Here is a 17257-nt window from a genome sequence, read left to right as displayed (position 1 = left end):
CATGCGCGTGTTTTTGGCAAGCGCATGCCGTTCCGCTTCGTTCCACGATCTCAGTTTCCGCCCGGGCGGCTCATCGGCACGATCAGTCTGGTTGCAATATCAACAATGACCATGTCGTCCGGCGTCTTTGAAGCGTCGCCGTCATCTGCGGGGTGATACTCGATCCGCAGCTGCTGGGCATTCACGACCAACCGCATGTAGCCGTACTTCTGGTCGTCATAGCTTTCGAGCGTCACGGTGTCGCCATCGCCGGAGTCTAGAACCGAGGGTGTGCGCAAGGGAGGCTGGCCTTTGCGCACGAGCTTGGCGATGCCGTGCCCACCATTCCCTGAAATGATGTAGGGGATCTGCATCTGGCCATGGGCGCGGGTGAAACGCTGATAGTTGTGAGCGTGACCTGAAAGCACCGCATGCGGCCACAAACCCACCTGATCGCAGATGGCGTCGACCTCCTCGCGAAGTTTGATGCTCCAGCCATGTTTGCTGCCCGCGGTATAGGCCGGGTGGTGATGCGCCAATATCAAGGCACCGGCGAAGTTCTCGTCCTTCGCCCGCTGCAGCGCCGCTTTCAGGTAGGTCAATTGGCTGTCGCCGAGGTCGGGCCAGGTGCCGCCCTCGGAGGAGATCACCCCCGGATCTTCGAGCGTGTTGCTGTAGAGCACGAAGAAGCGGACGAATGGCGCCTCGAAGGTATAGAACACGCCAGGCTGGATCTGGGCCGTGCGGTTGAGGCCACCCGCTTCCGCCGTGGTGTGGAAATCACCGTCGGCGCAAAAATTTTCGAGGAATGCGGTCAGGGTTGTGGCGGTGCTTTCGGGCTCGACCATGCCATCATGATTGCCGGCCAGCGCCACGATCGGCGCCGGATAGTCCCTGTACGGGTCATAGAACTGGTCGTAGTAGTATTTCGCTTCGCCGAAGTTGTAGATCACGTCGCCGAGGTGCAAGAAGAAGACCGGCACGTCGCTCGCGTTCTGCTCCACGAAATCGCTCAGCATTTTGTCGGCGACTTCGTTCTGAGAGTCCGGACCGCGCGTATTGCCGGTATCTCCGACCGAGTGGAACACCATCTGCCCGGCGCTCGTTATCTTCTGCTCCGCGGCGGCGCCGTTCGGCCCAAGAACCTCCGCGAGCGTCAGACGCGGCTCCGGCAAGCCTCGCGGCGCCGGGAAAGGAATGGGCGCCAGCTTGTGCTCGCGGTTGAGTTCGTCGATCTGCTTGTAGGCGGCGGCGTCGGTCGGATGATAGACGACGAACTTCGTGGGGTCGGGCGTGGCTTCAGGCTGTCCGAAGCTGGGGCCGGGCTGCTCGGGGCCGGGCCGACCGGAGCCCGGAACACCCTGCGCCGTTCCGTTGGTATCGCCCGTTCCCGTCGAGCCCTTGTGCGTGTGGCCCTTATGACGCTTGGGTCGCTGTGCCATGTTTACCTCCGTTATCGTAGCAAGCGGAAAACATGGGGCTGGCGGCAGAGCCTGTTCGTGAAGCTTGGATGACCTTGAGGCTAGTCTTTACCGAGGCGGCGCTTGTTGGCGGCGACCTTGCGGCTGTACATGCGGGTCACAGCCGCCGCGCCCTTTTCAGGCGAGCCTGAGATCATGGCGCGCGCCATGATGCTTTGAGCCTCGACTGCGGCCTTCAGTTTCTCGGTCACCATGAGGCTGGACTCGGCCTGACCGCGTTTGCCGCCACGTCCGATTTTCGCGAGCCGCAGCGCCATCACCTGGGGGACGTTCCAGGCGAGGCTCATTGCGGCGAAGCCACCGGCAAAGCTCTTTCGACGCGCCATCGTCACATCCTTTTCGGGCACAGGCCCGTAACGAACATGATGCGGCGCGTCGCTCGTAACAGGGGATGGCTCAGGACTTCGCCATCGCAAGCTTCAGATTGTCGTCGATCTTGGCCAGGAAGTCCTGGGTGGTGAGGAAGGGCTGATCCTTCGCGATGAGCACCGCCAAGTCCTTCGTCATGAACCCGCTTTCGACCGTCTCCACGCAGACGCGCTCGAGCGTCTCGCCGAACGTGGTCACATCGGGCGTGTTGTCGAACCGGCCGCGATAGATGAGCCCGCGCGTCCAGGCGAAGATGCTGGCGATCGGGTTCGTGCTGGTCGGGCGGCCCTTCTGATGCTCGCGGTAGTGGCGCGTCACCGTGCCGTGCGCGGCCTCGCTCTCGATCACGGTGCCGTCCGGGTTGGCGAGCACGCTGGTCATCAGCCCCAGCGAGCCGAAGCCCTGGGCGACGATGTCGCTCTCCACGTCGCCGTCATAGTTCTTGCAGGCCCAGACATAGCCGCCGTTCCACTTGAGCGCGCTGGCCACCATGTCGTCGATCAGGCGATGCTCGTAGGTGATGCCGAGCTTCTCGAACTCCGCCTTGAACTCGGTCTCGTAGATCTCCTGGAAGGTATCCTTGAACATGCCGTCATAGGCCTTCAGGATCGTGTTCTTCGTGGAGAGATAGACCGGATACTTGCGGGCGATGCCGTAGTTGAGGCTGGCGCGGGCAAAGCCCTGGATCGAGGCGAGGGTGTTGTGGATGCCCAAGGCTACGCCGGGACCCTTGAAGTCATGGACCTCGAGTTCCATCGGCGCGCTGCCGTCGGCGGGCACGTAGTTCAGCGTGACGCGACCGGGACCGGGAATTTTCGTCTCGGCGGCGCGGTAGATATCGCCGTAGGCGTGACGGCCGATGACGATCGGCTCATTCCAATGCGGCACGAGCCGGGGCACGTTGCTGCAGATGATCGGCTCGCGGAAGATGGTGCCGTCGAGGATGTTGCGGATGGTGCCGTTCGGGCTGCGCCACATCTTCTTGAGCTTGAATTCCTCGACGCGGGCCTCGTCCGGGGTGATCGTCGCGCACTTCACACCGACGCCGTATTGCTTGATGGCGTTGGCGGCATCGACCGTTACCTGATCGTTCGTCTCGTCGCGATACTCGATGCCGAGATCGTAGTATTTGAGATCGATATCGAGGTAGGGGACGATGAGCTTCTCCTTGATGAAGCCCCAGATGATGCGCGTCATCTCGTCGCCGTCCAATTCGACAACGGGGGTCTTCACCGGGATTTTCGCCATGTCGGTCCTCGTGAGGTCGTGGATGTCCTGACGCGCAAACTCGCACCAAGGCCGGTTTGCGGCAACCCCGCGTCACAGGCGCCTGTCTGGCACCCATTGAAGCGACGTCGCGGAAGGGGCAGGGTAAGCGTGAACGACCGGCAAGAAAACCGGCTTGCACTGAGGGAGAGCCATCCATGAGCGGCAATCGCGGCGTCGTCTATCTCGGCCCGAAAAAGGTCGAGGTGCAGGACATTCCAGATCCGAAGCTGGAGGCGCCGGACGGTCGCCGCATCGAGCACGCGGCCATCCTCAAGATCGTCGCCACCAACATTTGCGGCTCGGATCAACACATGGTGCGCGGGCGGACCACGGCGCCGGCGGGGCTGGTGCTAGGGCATGAGATCACCGGCGAGATCATCGAGACGGGCCGCGACGTCGAGATGGTGGGCGTCGGCGATCTGGTGTCCGTGCCGTTCAACGTGGCGTGTGGCCGCTGCCGTACCTGCCGTGCGGGCGACACCGGCGTCTGCCTCACGGTGAACGAGGGCCGGGCGGGCGGCGCCTACGGCTATGTCGACATGGGCGGCTGGATTGGCGGGCAGGCGCGCTACGTCATGGTGCCTTACGCGGACTTCAACCTCATCCGGTTCCCCGACAAGGCGCGGGCGATGGCCAAGATCCGCGATCTCACGATGCTGACCGACATCTTCCCGACCGGCTTTCACGGCGCGATCGGGGCGAAGGTGGGCGTCGGGTCGACCGTGTATGTCGCAGGTGCCGGGCCGGTCGGGATGGCCGCGGCGGCCTCCGCCCGGCTGCTGGGGGCGGCAGTCACGATGGTGGGCGACTTCAACCCCGAGCGTCTGGCGCATGCCAAGAAGATGGGGTTCGAGCCGATCGACCTCTCGAAGCACGACCGGCTGGGCGAGATGATCGCGCAGGTCGTCGGCGTGCCGGAGGTCGATTCCGCGATCGACGCGGTGGGCTTCGAGGCGCGCGGCCATTCCGGCGGTGAGCAGCCGGCGGTGGTGCTCAATCAGATGATGGAGATCACGCGGGCGGCCGGCGACATCGGCATACCGGGCCTCTATGTGACGGCCGATCCCGGTGCCACCGATGCGGCGGCAAAGGAGGGCAGCCTCAGCCTCGCATTCGGCAAGGGCTGGTCGAAGTCCCACACGCTGCACACGGGGCAGACGCCGGTGCTGAAGTACAACCGCATGCTGATGCAGGCGATCCTCTACGACCGGGTGAACATCGCCGAGATCGTCAACGCGACAGTGATCGGCCTCGAGGATGCGCCGCAGGGCTACGAGGCGTTCGATGCGGGTGCGGCGCGCAAATACGTCATCGACCCGCACGGCATGGTTGCCGCGGCGGCCTAGGGCTCCGGCAGGACGAGGAGGGCGGCGCCGATGACGCCGGCCCTCTGACCAAGGGCCGCCGCCACGATCGGCACGTCCCGATGGGTGGGCATCGCCTGGCGCCGGATCACCGCTTCGATGTCCGCTTGCATGGCCGGCAGGCTGTCCGAGACACCGCCGCCGACCACGATCATCTCCGGCGCGTAGAGATGAAGCAGATTGGCAAAGCCGAGGCCGAGGTAGCGGGCCTCCTCGGCCAACAGGCCAAGTGCGGTGGCATCGCCGGCCTTCGCGAGGCGCGCGACATCGCGGGCGGTGACGCGGCCGAGCGTGCCCAACTCGGTCGCCCGCTGCCCGAGCGCCGGGCCGGAAGCCAGTGCCTCCCAGCAGCCGAAAGCGCCGCAGGTGCAGAGGACGGGCGCCTCGGTGATCGTCATGTGACCGAACTCTCCCGCCATGCTGCGGCGTCCATGCATCAGCTTTCCATCAAGGATCACTCCGCCGCCGATGCCGGTGCTGACCGTGACATAGACCATGTGTCGCAGGCCGCGCCCGGCTCCGAACCGCCACTCGGCGAGGGCGGCGACGTTGGCGTCATTGTCGATGCGGACGGGCAGGCCAAGCCGCGCTTCGGCAAGGGCGGCGAGCGGGACATCGTTCCAGCCAAGCAGCGTCGAGGCATGGACGACCACGCCCGCCTCGGCATCCAACGGCCCTGGCGAGCCTATGCCGACGCCGCGCACATCATGGCCGGCGGCGATCCGCCCGACGAGCTCGGCCATTTGGGACACGACTGCCGCCGGGCCGTCCCGGGCAGCGGTTTCAGTCCGGACATGGGCCAGCACCTCGCCATCGGCGGAGACGACGGCCGCGCGAAGTTCCGTGCCGCCAAGGTCGATGCCGATCGCGACCGTCATGCAGGCAAGGAGTGCAGCCACTTGGTGCGGGCGGCGAGATCGGGCGCGCCGAAGGCGAGCGACCCCAGCACCACGGTCTGCGCCCCCGCCGCGCGTAGACGCGGCACGGTGTTCTCGCGAATGCCGCCGTCTGCCGCGAGAGTGATGGCCCGGCTTCGTCCCGCCGATGCGATGAGCAGGGAGGCTTCGAGCAGGCGCGGACAGGCTTCCTCCGACAGACTCTGGCCCTTCACGCCGATGGCGGTGCCGAGCAGGGTCACGAACCGCACCTCCTCGAGCCAGGGCGCCAGCATGGCCACCGGCGTCTCGATCCGCAGCACGATCCCCGCCTGCTTGTCGTGCTCGTGGATGCGCGCGAAGGCTTCGTGCAGCACCTCCTCGTTCTCGCCATGGACCGAGATGAGATCGGCGCCGGCCTCGGCGAACTGGTCGATCTGGCTGAGCAGAACATCATCCGCCACCATGAGATGCACATGGAAGGGCCGCTCCGTCAGGCGGCGCAGCCGGGCGACGAGATCCGGGAACAACAGGAACGAGGGGGCGAAATGACCGTCCGCCACGTCGATATGGTAGATGTCGGCGTGTGGCTCGGTGCGGCGGATGTCGTCCTCGAAGCGCGCGAGGTCCGCCGACCACAGCGAATACTCGGCGATCAAACGATCGCGCGGCAGGTCATCGATCCAGTTGGAGCCGGGCATGAGACGCATCCTCTTGAGGTGTTCTTGATGGGTTTCAGAGGGATGTGAGAAATCGGCGCAGGGCCGAGCGGAACTCGTCCGCATGGCGCTCGGGGTCCGTCGCCTTGGGTGTGATCTCGACCAGTTGCGCGCCGGGGATCGTCGCGGCGAGCGTCTCGGCATAGGCAAGCGGATGAACCAGATCCCGGCCATGGCCAATGACAAGCGTGGGCACATCGAGGGCGGCGGCCTGATCCCGGGTGACACCGGGACCGTCGACCGCGATGGCGCCGAGCAGCGCCGCCGTGGCTTCGGAGTTCGGCCGGGCAAAGAAACCACACAACGAGGCCAGATTGCCGGGCGCCTCGACCGCGAGCCTCAACGCGGTGTTGCTGGCGTTGAAGGTGGTGAGGCCATCGATCGTGCCGAGCAGGCCCGCTACTTCGGCGTAGGGCGCCATGGTTTCGGGCGCGGCCTCGAAAAGCCAGGCGGGCCGGGCGAGGATCAATGCCGTCACGCGTCCCGGATGATGCACGGCGAGATGCAGCGCTATCGCGGCACCCATCGAGATGCCGCCGGCAACGAACCGCTCGACCCGCCGCTCGTCCGCGAGCCTCAGAACATCCTCCGCAAACGTCCGGATGGCGTAGCGGTTCTGAGGGTCCGGGAGCGTCCTGCCCTGGCCGCGACAATCGAGCGTCAGGCGGCGCCAGAGACCATCCTCATCGGGAAAGACCTCGGCGACCTGCGCCTCGTCCCCGCCGAGCCCATGCTGGAACACGACGGCCGGACCGTTGCCACGATCGACAAAGAAGCCGTTCATGAACCGACCGTCTGACGCAGGAAGCGCGCCACGGGAGCAGCCTCCGTGGCGGCGAGGCCATGCGTGACAACCGGGCCGACGAAGCCGACGCGCGCGAGCTGGGCGAAGAAGGCGCCGAAATCGATCATGCCGCGCCCGGCGGGGACAACGGCGCCCGTGGCGTCGCGGTCCTTCGCGTGGGCCATGACGATGCGGTCACCGAGCAGGTCGCAAGCCTCGGCATACAGGCGAGGCTGATCGGTGTCGGCGGCCTCGACCATGTTCGCCGGGTCGAGGACGATTTTCAGCCGCGGGGAGGGAACCTCCCTCAGCAGCCGTGCCGCGTGGGCCGCCGAACTCACAACATTGGCGTGCTCCGGCTCGATGCCGAGATCAATGCCGTAGCGCTCCGCCAAAGCGGCGGCCTTCTCCGTCTCCGTCAGCAGATCGGCCCAGGCGGCGGGCATGTCGTTGTCGGGATGATGCCGCCATTGATCCTCGGGATCGCGCGTGCCGGTGCAGAGCGTCACCAATGAGGTGCCCATCGCTCGCGCTTCACTCAACAACACCTCAAGCCGCCGCAACCCCTGAGCGCGCACCGCCGGATCGGGGTGGATCATGTTGTAGGTGCCGGAGAGGCCCGCAATCGCCACACCCGTCCGCGCACTGGCCGCAACGATGGCCGCCGCCGTTCCGGTTGGCACGTCGTCCGGCATCGAGGGCAATCCGCAACAGGCGAGGTTGAACTGCACGCAGCCGTAGCCGGCATCACGAGCGGCCGTCAGCACGGCCTCGGCCGTGGTGCCGGGGAAGGTCTTCGCGAAGATGCCGAGGCGGCTCACAACGCACCCGAAACTTCATCCAGTCGCACGGCCCGCCCCTTTTCGACCGAACGGGCTATGGCGACCATGGCGCGGATGCTGGCGACGCCATCCTCGGCATCCGCGCCACGCATGGGCGCGCCATGCAGGATGGTGTCGGCGAAGCCCTCGATCTGGCGGCGATAGAAATGCCCATCGGCGCCGAGCGGGCGATGCGTGGTTGCATCGGCCTCATGGAAGATCTCGACATCGCTGGCACGGTAATACCAGGGGTTGAAGGTCTTCGCGACGACGCTGCCGTTCTGGCCGTAGAGTTGCAGCCCCTCGTGCCAATCCATCCGCACGGCGACGGTGAGATCGAGATGCCCGAGCGTCCCGTTGGCAAAGCTCGTTTCCACGAACCAGCAATAGGCCCCGAAGCGCTCCGAAAGCCGCGCATGAACCTCGGTGACTGGTCCACACAGCCAGCGTGCGGTGTCAACCAGGTGGCTGCCATGGGCGAGCATGTAGTAGCGCTGCAGATCGGCTTTCGGATTGCCCGAGGGCTTGCGCGCGCTCTTGCTGGTGACGGGCAAGGGCTGCACGGCATCCGTCATCGTGTAGCGATGGGTGCTGTCGCAATACCAGGCCTTCAGCGCGAGCAATTCGCCCATTTCCGTGTCGACGAAAATCTTGGCTGCCTCCAGCCCCGGATCGAAGCGCTTCATGTGCCCGATCTGCAGCGTGAGCCCCGAACGCGCCACCGCATCGCGGAGCTGCTCGACCTCTTCGACGGAGACCCCAACCGGCTTCTCGCAGAACACATGCTTGCCGGCTTCGAGCGCGCGCAAGCTCGCGGGCACGTGGAAGGCGTCCGAGGTCGCGACAATGACGGCCTCCACCTGGGGATCTGCCAGCATGGAGTCGTAGTCGGCGAAAGCCTTCTCCGGCATGTGCGTCGCGGCCATGCGGGTCCGGAGATCCTCGGCGACGTCGCAGATGGCATAGAGGTCGGCATTGCGGGCCTTGGTGCATGCCTCGAAATGTGCGAACTGCGCGATCGGGCCGCAGCCCAGCACGCCAATCCTCAGGCGGCGATCGTCCTTGCGCGGCATGACATCAGTGCCCCACCATGAGACGCACGATTTCCTCCGGGTCGGCCTCGCCCACCATACGCTCACCCGACACCACGCCCCGCCGCAGCACCACGATCCTGTCACTGACGGCGAACATGTCGGCGAGGTTGTGCGAAATGAAGATCACGCCGATGCCCTTGGTCTTAAGCGAACGGATGAGGTCCATCACCTTGCGCTGCTCGGGCACCCCGAGGGCCGCCGTCGGCTCGTCCATGATGAGCACGCGCGCATCCCAATGGATCGCCCGCCCGATGGCGACCGCCTGCCGCTGGCCGCCGGAAAGGGCGCGAACGGGACGGTCGAGCCGGTCGAGATGCACGTCCAGCACCTTGATGGCTTTCGCCGCTTCCTCCCGCATGCGCTTCCGGTCGATGCGCGGAAGGAACAGGAACTTGGTCTTGAGTTCGCGGCCGAGAAAGACGTTGCCGCCGATGTCGAGGTTATCGGCCAGCGCCAGATCCTGGTAGATCGTCTCGATCCCTTGCGTGCGCGCTGCCTGCGGCCCGTCGAAGGTCACGGTCCTGCCGCAGTAGCGGATCTCGCCTTCGCTGGGTTGGAAAACCCCCGATACGATCTTGGTGAAGGTCGACTTTCCCGCGCCGTTGTCGCCGGCCAGCGCCACGACCTCGCCCGCGCGCAGCGTGAAATCCACCCGCTCCAGCGCATGCACGCCGCCGAAGCGCTTGGAGAGGCCGATGGTCTGCAGCACCGGATCACCGGCGAGGATGTCACTCCCCATCTTGCTTTCACTCATCGACCCGTCCTCCCCCGAAGCGCCTTTGGCTCTGGTCGACGAGCACGGAGACGATGATGACGAGGCCCACCGCGATGAACTGCCAGAAGGGCTCCACGTCGAGGAAGACGAGGCCATATTGGATGACGGCGATGATGAGCGCGCCGATGATGGTGCCGATGATCGTGCCTGAGCCGCCAAAGAGGCTGGCGCCGCCGATCACGACGGCGGCGATGCTGTCGAGCAGCAGCGGCTCGCCCGCCTGGGGCGCGCCGGCAGCGAACCGGCCCGTGTAGAGGATGCCGTCGATGGCGGCCGTCACCGCGGAGAGGATGTAGAGCAGGATCGTGACCTGGCGGACGTTGACGCCGGCGCGCAGCGTCGCCTGCCGGTTGCCGCCGATCGCGTAGGTGTATTGCCCGAACAACGTCTCCGACAGCAGGTAATGCACGAGCGCCACGAAGATGACGGTGACGATGACGATGACGGGAAAGCCCGCGATGCGTCCGTTGCCGAGATAGGTCAGCCAGCTGTTGGACACCGGCACGGTGGTGCCGTTGGAGAACAGGTAGGCGGCTCCACGGGCGACGCCATACATGCCGAGCGTGCCGATGAACGGCGGCACGCGGAGGCGCGCGATCAGCAGCCCGTTGATGTATCCAGGAATGATGGCCGCGATCAGTGCGACCGCGACGCCCGCCAGCAGGCCGATGCCGGGACCGGCGGACGCGCCGACCACATTCGCGATGTTCGCGGCGATGACGGCGGCGAGGCCCATGGTGAAGCCGACCGAGAGATCGATGCCGCCCGAGATGATGACGAGCGTCTGGCCGAGCCCGAGGAGTACGGGTGCGACCGCAAAGACAGCGACCGATCGGATGTTGAAGATGCTGAAAACGAAGGTCGAGCCATAGGCGATCTGCGACCAGATCTCGAAGACGACGAGCAGGAGAAAGAGGAATATCCAGGCCCGGGCGGAGGCGAGTACTGCCAGGGTGCGGCGCCCCCGGGAAACTCCGGGGGCCGCGCGCGTGGACGTTAGGGCGCTCACGAGGTGTAGATGAATTTCTGGATGTCGGCGTCATCCACGTTGGATTTGTCGATGACGGTGAAGCCGGTTGCGATGGCGGGCGGAATGGATTGCCCGGTCAAATGCGCGTAGGCTGCCGCCACGCCGAACCAGCCGATCTCCGCCGGGTGCTGCGCGATCGCGATGTCGATCAAACCGCTTTTGATGTTGCCGATGATGGTCTGCGGCGCGTCGAAGGCGACAACCTTGACCTTGCCCGCCGATCCGCCCTGTTGGATGCCATTGGCGGCACCCATGGCCGAGAACAGGTTGGCGCCGAAGATGCCGGCGAGATCGGAGTTGCGGGCCAGCACGGACTGCGCCTGAGACGCCGCCTTGTTGGCGTCGTCATCGTTGAACTGCGTGTTCAGGACGGTGATGCCGGGATAGTCCTTCTTCATCTCGGAGATGAAGCCCTCCTGGCGCTCATCGGTCGTGGAGACGCCGGGCTGCACGTTGGAGACGTAGACCTTGCCCTTGCCGCCGATGGCCTTGGCGAGCGCCCGCGCCGCCATCTGCCCGCCCAGCGTGTTGTTCGACGCGATGTAGGAGAGCGGGAAATCGGCGTTGCCGCTGCCGGTCTGGTAGACGCCGGTGCCGATATAGGTGTCGACGGTGATGACGGGAATGCCGGCGTTGAAGGCGCCCCGCAGAGGCTCGATCAACTGCACCTTGTCGGTGGGCGCGATGAGCAGCGCATCCGGCCTGCGGGCGATGACGGCATCCAGCACCGGCACCTGCTCCACAGGGTTGAAAGCAGGTGCGCCCTGGAACACGAGCTTGACGCCCAGGGCCTTGGCGGCGGCCTGCGCTCCACGATGCATGGTGATGTAGAAAGCGTCGGTGGTGAGACCCGGCACCAGCGCCACGGTGAAGGATTTGTCCTGCGCCTGAGCGCGGCTGGTGGCCAGCAGCGACGCAGCCCCTACCAGGCCAAAGCCGACGCCGCCTAAGACAGAACGCCGTTCCATATCTTGACTCCCGATATCGTTATTATTGTCGTTTTCTTGGTGTCGTTCCGGCCGCGCCGGTAGCGCTTAGCCGACCGCATCAGGCCACGCTATCGCCCGCCAGCCTAGCCTCATCAACCGAGAAATTAATGCGGGAAATTAATTTCTGTCAACCGGAAGCGTTGACGATCAGAGGACGCTGCTCAGGCCGCCATAGACGCCGAGGGCGCAGGTAATCGTGCAGACGACAAGGACCACCCAGAAGTACCAGCCTCGCAACCGGTAGGCGGGCGGCAGGGTCACCATCGCCAGGCGGATAAGGAAGCCGAGCACCAGCGGCAGCAGCAGGGCGTTCATGACCTGCACGCCGACATTGAGCGAGATGAGGTTCGGGGCGAAGCCGACCACGGCCGCGCCGCCGATGACTGCGATCGCATAGACGCCGTAGAACCAGCGCGCCTTGAACGGGTGGTATTCGAGAGAGCGCCTGTAACCGGCGACCTCGCCCAATCCCCAGGCGAGGGCGAGCGAGGACACGATGGCGGCGACGAAGGCCGCGCCGAGCACCCCGAGGCCGAAGACCAGCCGCCCGACCTGCTGGCCGAGCAGTGGCGTGAGCGCCTGGCTCATGTCGCCGACGGTGTTGAGGGTGGCACGGGGATCGTGCCGCCCGATGGTGGCGGCGGCGGCGACCAGCACCGCGGCCATGACGAGTTGCGTCAGGATGGAGCCGATCGCCGTGTCCCAGCGCGCGGCGTGATAATGCTCCGCCGTCAGCTTCTTATCGGCGATGGCCGACTGCTGGTAGAAGATCATCCAGGGCATGATGACCGCCCCGATATTGGCGGCCACGAGGTAGAGATAGCTCGTGTTCGTGATGGGCACCGACAGGCTGTCATGCACAAGCGAGCCGAGGTGGGGCCGCGCCGCCCAGGCGACGCCGAAGAAGGCGAACTCGAAGAGCCCGATGATGATGGCGGCCCGCTCCACCCGGCGGTAGGAGCCGGTGATGACGATCGCGAGGAGCGCGATGACGGCGAGCGGCAGGGTGACGGCGCGCGAGACCCCATACAACTCGCCCACGCCGGCGACGCCCGAGAACTCGGTGAGGAGAGCGCCGACGGTGGCGACGGCGAGGCCGGCGGCGGAGAGCCAGGCCCAGCCGGATCCGAAGGCCGTCCGGATCAGTTCGCCATGGCCGCGCCCGGTGAAGATGCCGAGCCGGACGGTCAACTCCTGCACGATGTAGAGAATGGGCATGAGCACGATTTGGAGCAGGAGCAGCTTGTAGCCCCATTGCACACCGCTCTGGCCGGCGGTGATGATGCTGCCGACATCGGTGTCCGCGAGCATGACGACGAGGCCGGGTCCGAAGACCGCGAAGAACGGCAGCCTCGGGCGCAGTCCGCTGCGCACGGATTTGGTCTTCAAACTCGGCTCAGTCATCGCCGCTCATCCTGCTCGTCGGGTAACACTGCAAATGCGAGCGACTTGCAAAGGTGGTTCCGGAGCTAGCTTGGCGTTGCCGCGCTTGTCAACGGGACGGCAGCTTCGGCGCCGAACGTCACGCCGGTGAGCGCCTCCGAAACCTGCCACAGCCGAGCGGCCGTCTCCGTATCCCAAGCCTGGGGCATGATGCGCGCGGGTCCGACCGCGCCCTTCATCTCCCGCAGGCCGCTTGGTCCATAGTAGGCACCCGCGATCGCGCCAGGCGCCGTGGCGGCGAAAAGGAGCGGCAGCGCACCGGCCGCGGCGGACTGGCTGACGAATGGCATCACGAGCCCGATCATCAGCTTCTGGATCCTGGCGCTACCGGGGCCGTTGGTGAACAACTCCGTGCGCGCGATACCGGGGTGGGCGGCGAGGCTCATCAGGCCCCAGCCTCCAGCATCGCTCCGGCGCTGCAACTCGATCGCGAACATCAGCATGGCGAGCTTGGACTGGCCGTAGGAACGCCAGGGGCTGTAGCTGCGTTCGCCCTGCAAATCCTTCAACCCGATCGTGGCGCGGCGATGGGCGATGCTGCTCACCTCGACGACACGCGGCGCACGCGCGGCTCTCAGCAGCGGCAGCAGATGGGCGGTCAGGGCAAAGTGGCCGAGGTAGTTGGTGCCGAACTGCAACTCGAACCCGTCCGTCGTGGCTTGGCGGTGCGGCGGCGCCATCACGCCGGCATTGTTCACGAGCAGATCGAGGGTGCCGTGCTGCGCCGCCATCCTGTTGGCGAAGGCCGCGACCGATGCGAGGCTGGCGAGATCCAGGTCCTCGAAGCGGATATTGGCCTGCGGCACCTGCGCCTTGATGCGGTCAACGGAGGCCGCGCCCTTTTCCGCGCTGCGCCCGGCGAGGATGACCTCGGCGTTAGCACGCGCCAGGGCCAGCGCCGTCTCATAACCCAACCCGCCCGCGCCGGTGACGACTGCCGAGCGGCCGGTCTGATCGGGAATATCGGCCGTGGTCCACTGTGCCATGCGGATGCATCCTGTGCTGCGCCCGGGATATGGGGACGATGAGGCTGGCTTGACCCCCGCGCCGGGTTCTGACGGGATAGCTCCATGACCCAGGACAACCCGTTGCTCGCCACATGGACCACGCCTTTCGGGGTGCCGCCCTTCGACCTCATCCGGCCCGGGCATTTCGTGCCGGCGTTCGAGCAGGCCATGGCGGAACACCTCGCCGAAATCACGGCCATCGGCGCGAACCCCGAGGCGCCGAGCTTTGTCAACACGGTGGAGGCGCTGGAGCGCAGCGGGCGGAGCCTGGAGCGGGTCGGCGCCGTGTTCCATAACCTCGTGAGCAGCCTCGGCGGGCCGGCGCTGGAGGCGGTCGATACCGAGATGTCGCCGAAGCTCGCGCAGCATGGGATGCGGGTGTCGCTCGACCCGGCGCTGTTCCGGCGCATCGACGCCCTGCATGATCGCCGCAAGGAGTTGGAGCTTGCCGAGGACCAGCGTCGGTTGCTCGAGCGGATGCACCTCAACCTGGTGCGTAGCGGGGCGGCGCTGGGCGAGGCCGAGAAGGCGCGGATGACGGAAATCTCCGAGCGTCTGGCGGTGCTGCATACGGCCTTCGGGCAGAACGTGCTGCACGACGAGAAGGACTGGGCGCTGCCGCTGGGCGAGGGCGATCTGGACGGGCTGCCCGGTTTCGTCCTCGCGGGGGCGGCGCAGGCGGCGGCGGAGCGAGGGCTGGATGGCCACGTCATCACCCTGTCGCGGTCGCTCATCGAGCCGTTCCTGACCTTCTCGGCTCGGCGGGATCTGCGGCAGGCGGCGTATCAGGCCTGGATCGCGCGGGGCACGCATGACGGGCCGCACGACAACCGGGCGCTGATCCCCGAAATACTGGCGCTGCGGGCGGAGCGGGCGAAGCTGCTCGGCTACCCGAGTTTCGCCGCCTTCCGGCTGGCGGATTCCATGGCCGGAACGCCGGACGCCGCCGAGGCGCTGCTGGCCGAGGTCTGGGAGCCTGCGAAGCAGAAGGCGGCGGTGGAGCGGGACCGTCTGCTGGCCATCGCGAAAACCGAGGGCTTCAACGGCGAACTCGCCGCCTGGGACTGGCGCTACTACGCCGAGCGGGTGCGGCGGGCGGATTACGACCTCGATGAGACCGAACTCAAGCCGTATTTCTTGCTGGAGAACCTGCAGCGCGCGGTGTTCGACACGGCGACGCGGCTGTTCGGGCTGACCTTCACCGCGCAGCCGGACGTGCCGGTCTATCACCCGGATGTCCGGGTCTATGAGGTGCGGGACGCCGAGGGCCATGTCGGCGTCTTCATCGCCGACCACTATGGACGGCCGGACAAGCGGTCGGGCGCGTGGATGAGCAGCTTCCGCGATCAGGAGGCGATGGACGCGCCGGTATCGCCCATCATTGTCAACAACAACAACTTCGCGAAGGCTGAGCCGACGCTGCTGAGCTTCGACGACGCCGAGACGCTGTTCCATGAGTTCGGCCACGCGCTGCACGGGCTGCTCAGCCGGGTGCGGTATCCGGGGCAATCGGGCACGTCGGTCCGGCGCGACTTCGTGGAGTTGCCGTCGCAGATTTACGAGCACTGGATCGCGCTGCCGGAGACGCTGCGCGCCTATGCCCGTCATGTCGAGACCGACGCCCCGCTGCCGGATGCGCTGATCGAGCGGCTACTGGCGGCTCAGGGGTTCAACCAAGGCTTCGGCACCGTGGAATACACGGCGGCGGCGCTCATCGACATGGCGCTGCACAGCCACCCGGCGCCGCAGACGATTGCGGTGGAGGCGTTCGAGCGATCGTTTCTGGAGGGCATCGGAATGCCGGCGGAGATCGGCATCCGGCATCGTCCGGCGCACTTCCAGCACCTGTTTGCGGGCGGTGGATACGCGGCCGGATACTACTCGTACATGTGGTCCGAGGTGCTCGACGCCGATGGCTTCGAGGCCTTCAAGGAGGCCGGCAACCCGTTCGACGCGACGACGGCGGCACGGCTGCGCGTGCTCCTGAGCGCGGGCGATACCCGCGACCCGATGGCGTTGTATGTGGCGTTCCGTGGCCGTCCGCCGAGCACGGCCGCGCTGCTGCGCAGCCGCGATCTGGTGCCGGCCTAGATCCCCAGCAGCTTGCGGTTGGTGGCAAGGTCAACGCCGCTCGACGCGAAATCGTCGAAGGCACGGGACGCGACCTGAATGATGTGGTTGGCGATGAACGGTGCGCCCTCGGCGGCGCCCTGTTCGCTGTCCTTGATGCAGCACTCCCACTCCAGAACCGCCCAGCCATCGAAACCGTATTGCGAGAGTTTGGAGAAGACCGCCGCAAAGTCCACTTGACCATCGCCCAGCGAGCGGAAGCGGCCCGCGCGCTGCGCCCAGGGTTGGAAGCCGGAATAGACGCCCTGCCGCCCCGTCGGGTTGAACTCCGCGTCCTTGGCGTGGAACATGCGGATGCGCTGGTGATAGATATCGATGTAGTCGAGATAATCGAGCTGCTGCAGCACGAAGTGGCTGGGATCATAGAGCAGGTTGGCGCGAGCGTGGTTGCCGACACGCTCCAGGAACATCTCGTATGTCACGCCGTCATGAAGATCCTCGCCGGGGTGGATTTCGTAGCAGAGATCGACGCCGGCATCGTCGAAGGCATCGAGGATCGGGCGCCAGCGGCGCGCCAACTCGTCGAAGGCCGTTTCGATCAGCCCCGCCGGGCGCTGCGGCCAGGGGTATAGGAACGGCCAGGCGAGCGCCCCCGAGAAGGTCGCGTGGGCAGTGAGGCCGAGGTTGCGTGAGGCTTTCGCCGCGAGCATGAGCTGCTCGACCGCCCAGCTCTGCCGCGCCGCCGGGTTGCCCCGCACGGAGGCGGGCGCAAAGCCGTCAAATGCGAGATCATAGGCGGGGTGTACGGCCACGAGCTGGCCCTGCAGGTGGGTCGAAAGCTCCGTGAGCGTGACGCCCGCGTCGCGGAGCGTGCCGAGCACCTCGTCGCAATAGGTCTGGCTTTCGGCGGCACGGGCGAGGTCGAACAGGCGAGCATCCCATGACGGGATTTGCACGCCCTCGTAGCCGTGGCCGGCGGCCCATCGGGCGATTTCGGACAGATTATTGTACGGAGCCGTGTCGGCCGCGAACTGGGCGAGAAAGATCGCAGGGCCTCGGATGGTGCGCATGATCGGTCCTCTTCTTCTTGGTTCCTCGACTGACTATAGCCATGCCACCAACGCCGTGCAGATGAAAGTCTTTGCGTGTTGAAAGCGGATGCGTGGCCTGTCTTGAAGGATGCCGCCC

Annotated in this window: 16 protein-coding genes; 2 read left to right on the top strand and 14 right to left on the bottom strand. The window is 66.1% G+C overall.

The features are described 5' to 3' along the window. Positions 1-50 precede the first annotated feature (50 nt). The 3 genes from ACOEQ1_RS14705 to ACOEQ1_RS14695 form a co-directional block, all read right to left on the bottom strand. Complete coding sequence (locus ACOEQ1_RS14705; protein WP_419759989.1) at positions 51-1421, bottom strand: metallophosphoesterase family protein; 1371 nt, start codon at positions 1419-1421, stop codon at positions 51-53. Between the two features lie 80 nt (positions 1422-1501). After that, complete coding sequence (locus tag ACOEQ1_RS14700; protein WP_419759988.1) at positions 1502-1786, bottom strand: hypothetical protein; 285 nt, start codon at positions 1784-1786, stop codon at positions 1502-1504. Positions 1787-1856: 70 nt separating this feature from the next. Beyond that, the gene (locus tag ACOEQ1_RS14695; protein WP_419759987.1) at positions 1857-3077 is read right to left on the bottom strand and encodes an NADP-dependent isocitrate dehydrogenase; all 1221 of its coding nucleotides are present in this window, start codon (positions 3075-3077) and stop codon (positions 1857-1859) included. 176 nt (positions 3078-3253) lie between these two features. Here ACOEQ1_RS14695 and fdhA point away from each other — a divergent pair, with 176 nt between their 5' ends. Further along, positions 3254-4444 (top strand): formaldehyde dehydrogenase, glutathione-independent, encoded by a 1191-nt coding sequence (gene fdhA, locus ACOEQ1_RS14690; protein ID WP_419759986.1) that lies wholly within the window; start codon positions 3254-3256, stop codon positions 4442-4444. Here fdhA and ACOEQ1_RS14685 read toward each other — a convergent pair. From ACOEQ1_RS14685 to ACOEQ1_RS14640, 10 genes are all read right to left on the bottom strand, one after another. Then, positions 4441-5340: an ROK family protein gene (locus ACOEQ1_RS14685; protein WP_419759985.1), complete on the bottom strand. Its 900-nt coding sequence runs from the start codon at positions 5338-5340 to the stop codon at positions 4441-4443. The genes fdhA and ACOEQ1_RS14685 overlap by 4 nt on opposite strands. Then, positions 5337-6038, bottom strand: a complete 702-nt coding sequence (locus tag ACOEQ1_RS14680) for a ribulose-phosphate 3-epimerase (RefSeq protein WP_419759984.1) — start codon at positions 6036-6038, stop codon at positions 5337-5339. Before ACOEQ1_RS14680 ends, ACOEQ1_RS14685 begins: the two co-directional genes overlap by 4 nt. A gap of 34 nt (positions 6039-6072) precedes the next feature. After that, the gene (locus ACOEQ1_RS14675) at positions 6073-6840 is read right to left on the bottom strand and encodes an alpha/beta fold hydrolase (protein ID WP_419759983.1); all 768 of its coding nucleotides are present in this window, start codon (positions 6838-6840) and stop codon (positions 6073-6075) included. Next, positions 6837-7661, bottom strand: coding sequence for a sugar phosphate isomerase/epimerase family protein (locus tag ACOEQ1_RS14670; RefSeq protein ID WP_419759982.1), 825 nt, complete (start codon positions 7659-7661; stop codon positions 6837-6839). Before ACOEQ1_RS14670 ends, ACOEQ1_RS14675 begins: the two co-directional genes overlap by 4 nt. Continuing rightward, positions 7658-8734 carry a Gfo/Idh/MocA family protein gene (locus tag ACOEQ1_RS14665; RefSeq protein WP_419759981.1) on the bottom strand — a complete coding sequence of 359 codons (1077 nt, stop codon included), beginning with the start codon at positions 8732-8734 and terminating at the stop codon, positions 7658-7660. Before ACOEQ1_RS14665 ends, ACOEQ1_RS14670 begins: the two co-directional genes overlap by 4 nt. A gap of 4 nt (positions 8735-8738) precedes the next feature. Further along, on the bottom strand, positions 8739-9509 hold the full coding sequence (locus ACOEQ1_RS14660) for an ATP-binding cassette domain-containing protein (protein ID WP_419759980.1): 771 nt from the start codon (positions 9507-9509) through the stop codon (positions 8739-8741). Beyond that, positions 9502-10539 carry an ABC transporter permease subunit gene (locus tag ACOEQ1_RS14655; RefSeq protein ID WP_419759979.1) on the bottom strand — a complete coding sequence of 346 codons (1038 nt, stop codon included), beginning with the start codon at positions 10537-10539 and terminating at the stop codon, positions 9502-9504. Before ACOEQ1_RS14655 ends, ACOEQ1_RS14660 begins: the two co-directional genes overlap by 8 nt. Further along, a complete protein-coding gene (locus ACOEQ1_RS14650; RefSeq protein WP_419759978.1) occupies positions 10536-11528 on the bottom strand; it encodes an ABC transporter substrate-binding protein in 993 nt (330 codons plus the stop codon). The genes ACOEQ1_RS14655 and ACOEQ1_RS14650 overlap by 4 nt, the downstream gene beginning before the upstream one ends. A gap of 168 nt (positions 11529-11696) precedes the next feature. Beyond that, positions 11697-12953, bottom strand: coding sequence for an NRAMP family divalent metal transporter (locus ACOEQ1_RS14645; RefSeq protein WP_419759977.1), 1257 nt, complete (start codon positions 12951-12953; stop codon positions 11697-11699). A gap of 65 nt (positions 12954-13018) precedes the next feature. Beyond that, positions 13019-13978, bottom strand: coding sequence for an SDR family oxidoreductase (locus ACOEQ1_RS14640; protein WP_419759976.1), 960 nt, complete (start codon positions 13976-13978; stop codon positions 13019-13021). An 84-nt stretch (positions 13979-14062) separates the two neighbouring features. Between ACOEQ1_RS14640 and ACOEQ1_RS14635 the strand changes: the two genes are divergently transcribed. Continuing rightward, positions 14063-16090 carry a M3 family metallopeptidase gene (locus tag ACOEQ1_RS14635; protein ID WP_419759975.1) on the top strand — a complete coding sequence of 676 codons (2028 nt, stop codon included), beginning with the start codon at positions 14063-14065 and terminating at the stop codon, positions 16088-16090. Here the strand turns inward: ACOEQ1_RS14635 and ACOEQ1_RS14630 are convergent. After that, a complete protein-coding gene (locus ACOEQ1_RS14630) occupies positions 16087-17139 on the bottom strand; it encodes a sugar phosphate isomerase/epimerase family protein (RefSeq protein ID WP_419759974.1) in 1053 nt (350 codons plus the stop codon). The two genes, ACOEQ1_RS14635 and ACOEQ1_RS14630, sit on opposite strands and share 4 nt — an antisense overlap. Positions 17140-17257: the final 118 nt, after the last annotated feature.

Source organism: Acidisoma sp., assembly GCF_965199065.1.
Lineage (GTDB): Bacteria > Pseudomonadota > Alphaproteobacteria > Acetobacterales > Acetobacteraceae > Acidisoma.
Note: the sequence above shows the minus strand (reverse complement) of the source record. Positions and strands in the feature narration are given on the sequence as shown.

What these genes read in the sequence shown, in the direction of transcription:
- ACOEQ1_RS14660 (WP_419759980.1), bottom strand. Translation starts at nt 9,509, where the DNA reads ATGAGTGAAAGCAAGATGGGGAGTGACATCCTCGCCGGTGATCCGGTG.
- ACOEQ1_RS14630 (WP_419759974.1), bottom strand. Translation starts at nt 17,139, where the DNA reads ATGCGCACCATCCGAGGCCCTGCGATCTTTCTCGCCCAGTTCGCGGCC.
- ACOEQ1_RS14675 (WP_419759983.1), bottom strand. Translation starts at nt 6,840, where the DNA reads ATGAACGGCTTCTTTGTCGATCGTGGCAACGGTCCGGCCGTCGTGTTC.
- ACOEQ1_RS14705 (WP_419759989.1), bottom strand. Translation starts at nt 1,421, where the DNA reads ATGGCACAGCGACCCAAGCGTCATAAGGGCCACACGCACAAGGGCTCG.
- fdhA (WP_419759986.1), top strand. Translation starts at nt 3,254, where the DNA reads ATGAGCGGCAATCGCGGCGTCGTCTATCTCGGCCCGAAAAAGGTCGAG.
- ACOEQ1_RS14695 (WP_419759987.1), bottom strand. Translation starts at nt 3,077, where the DNA reads ATGGCGAAAATCCCGGTGAAGACCCCCGTTGTCGAATTGGACGGCGAC.
- ACOEQ1_RS14635 (WP_419759975.1), top strand. Translation starts at nt 14,063, where the DNA reads ATGACCCAGGACAACCCGTTGCTCGCCACATGGACCACGCCTTTCGGG.
- ACOEQ1_RS14685 (WP_419759985.1), bottom strand. Translation starts at nt 5,340, where the DNA reads ATGACGGTCGCGATCGGCATCGACCTTGGCGGCACGGAACTTCGCGCG.
- ACOEQ1_RS14645 (WP_419759977.1), bottom strand. Translation starts at nt 12,953, where the DNA reads ATGACTGAGCCGAGTTTGAAGACCAAATCCGTGCGCAGCGGACTGCGC.
- ACOEQ1_RS14680 (WP_419759984.1), bottom strand. Translation starts at nt 6,038, where the DNA reads ATGCCCGGCTCCAACTGGATCGATGACCTGCCGCGCGATCGTTTGATC.
- ACOEQ1_RS14665 (WP_419759981.1), bottom strand. Translation starts at nt 8,734, where the DNA reads ATGCCGCGCAAGGACGATCGCCGCCTGAGGATTGGCGTGCTGGGCTGC.
- ACOEQ1_RS14640 (WP_419759976.1), bottom strand. Translation starts at nt 13,978, where the DNA reads ATGGCACAGTGGACCACGGCCGATATTCCCGATCAGACCGGCCGCTCG.
- ACOEQ1_RS14650 (WP_419759978.1), bottom strand. Translation starts at nt 11,528, where the DNA reads ATGGAACGGCGTTCTGTCTTAGGCGGCGTCGGCTTTGGCCTGGTAGGG.
- ACOEQ1_RS14700 (WP_419759988.1), bottom strand. Translation starts at nt 1,786, where the DNA reads ATGGCGCGTCGAAAGAGCTTTGCCGGTGGCTTCGCCGCAATGAGCCTC.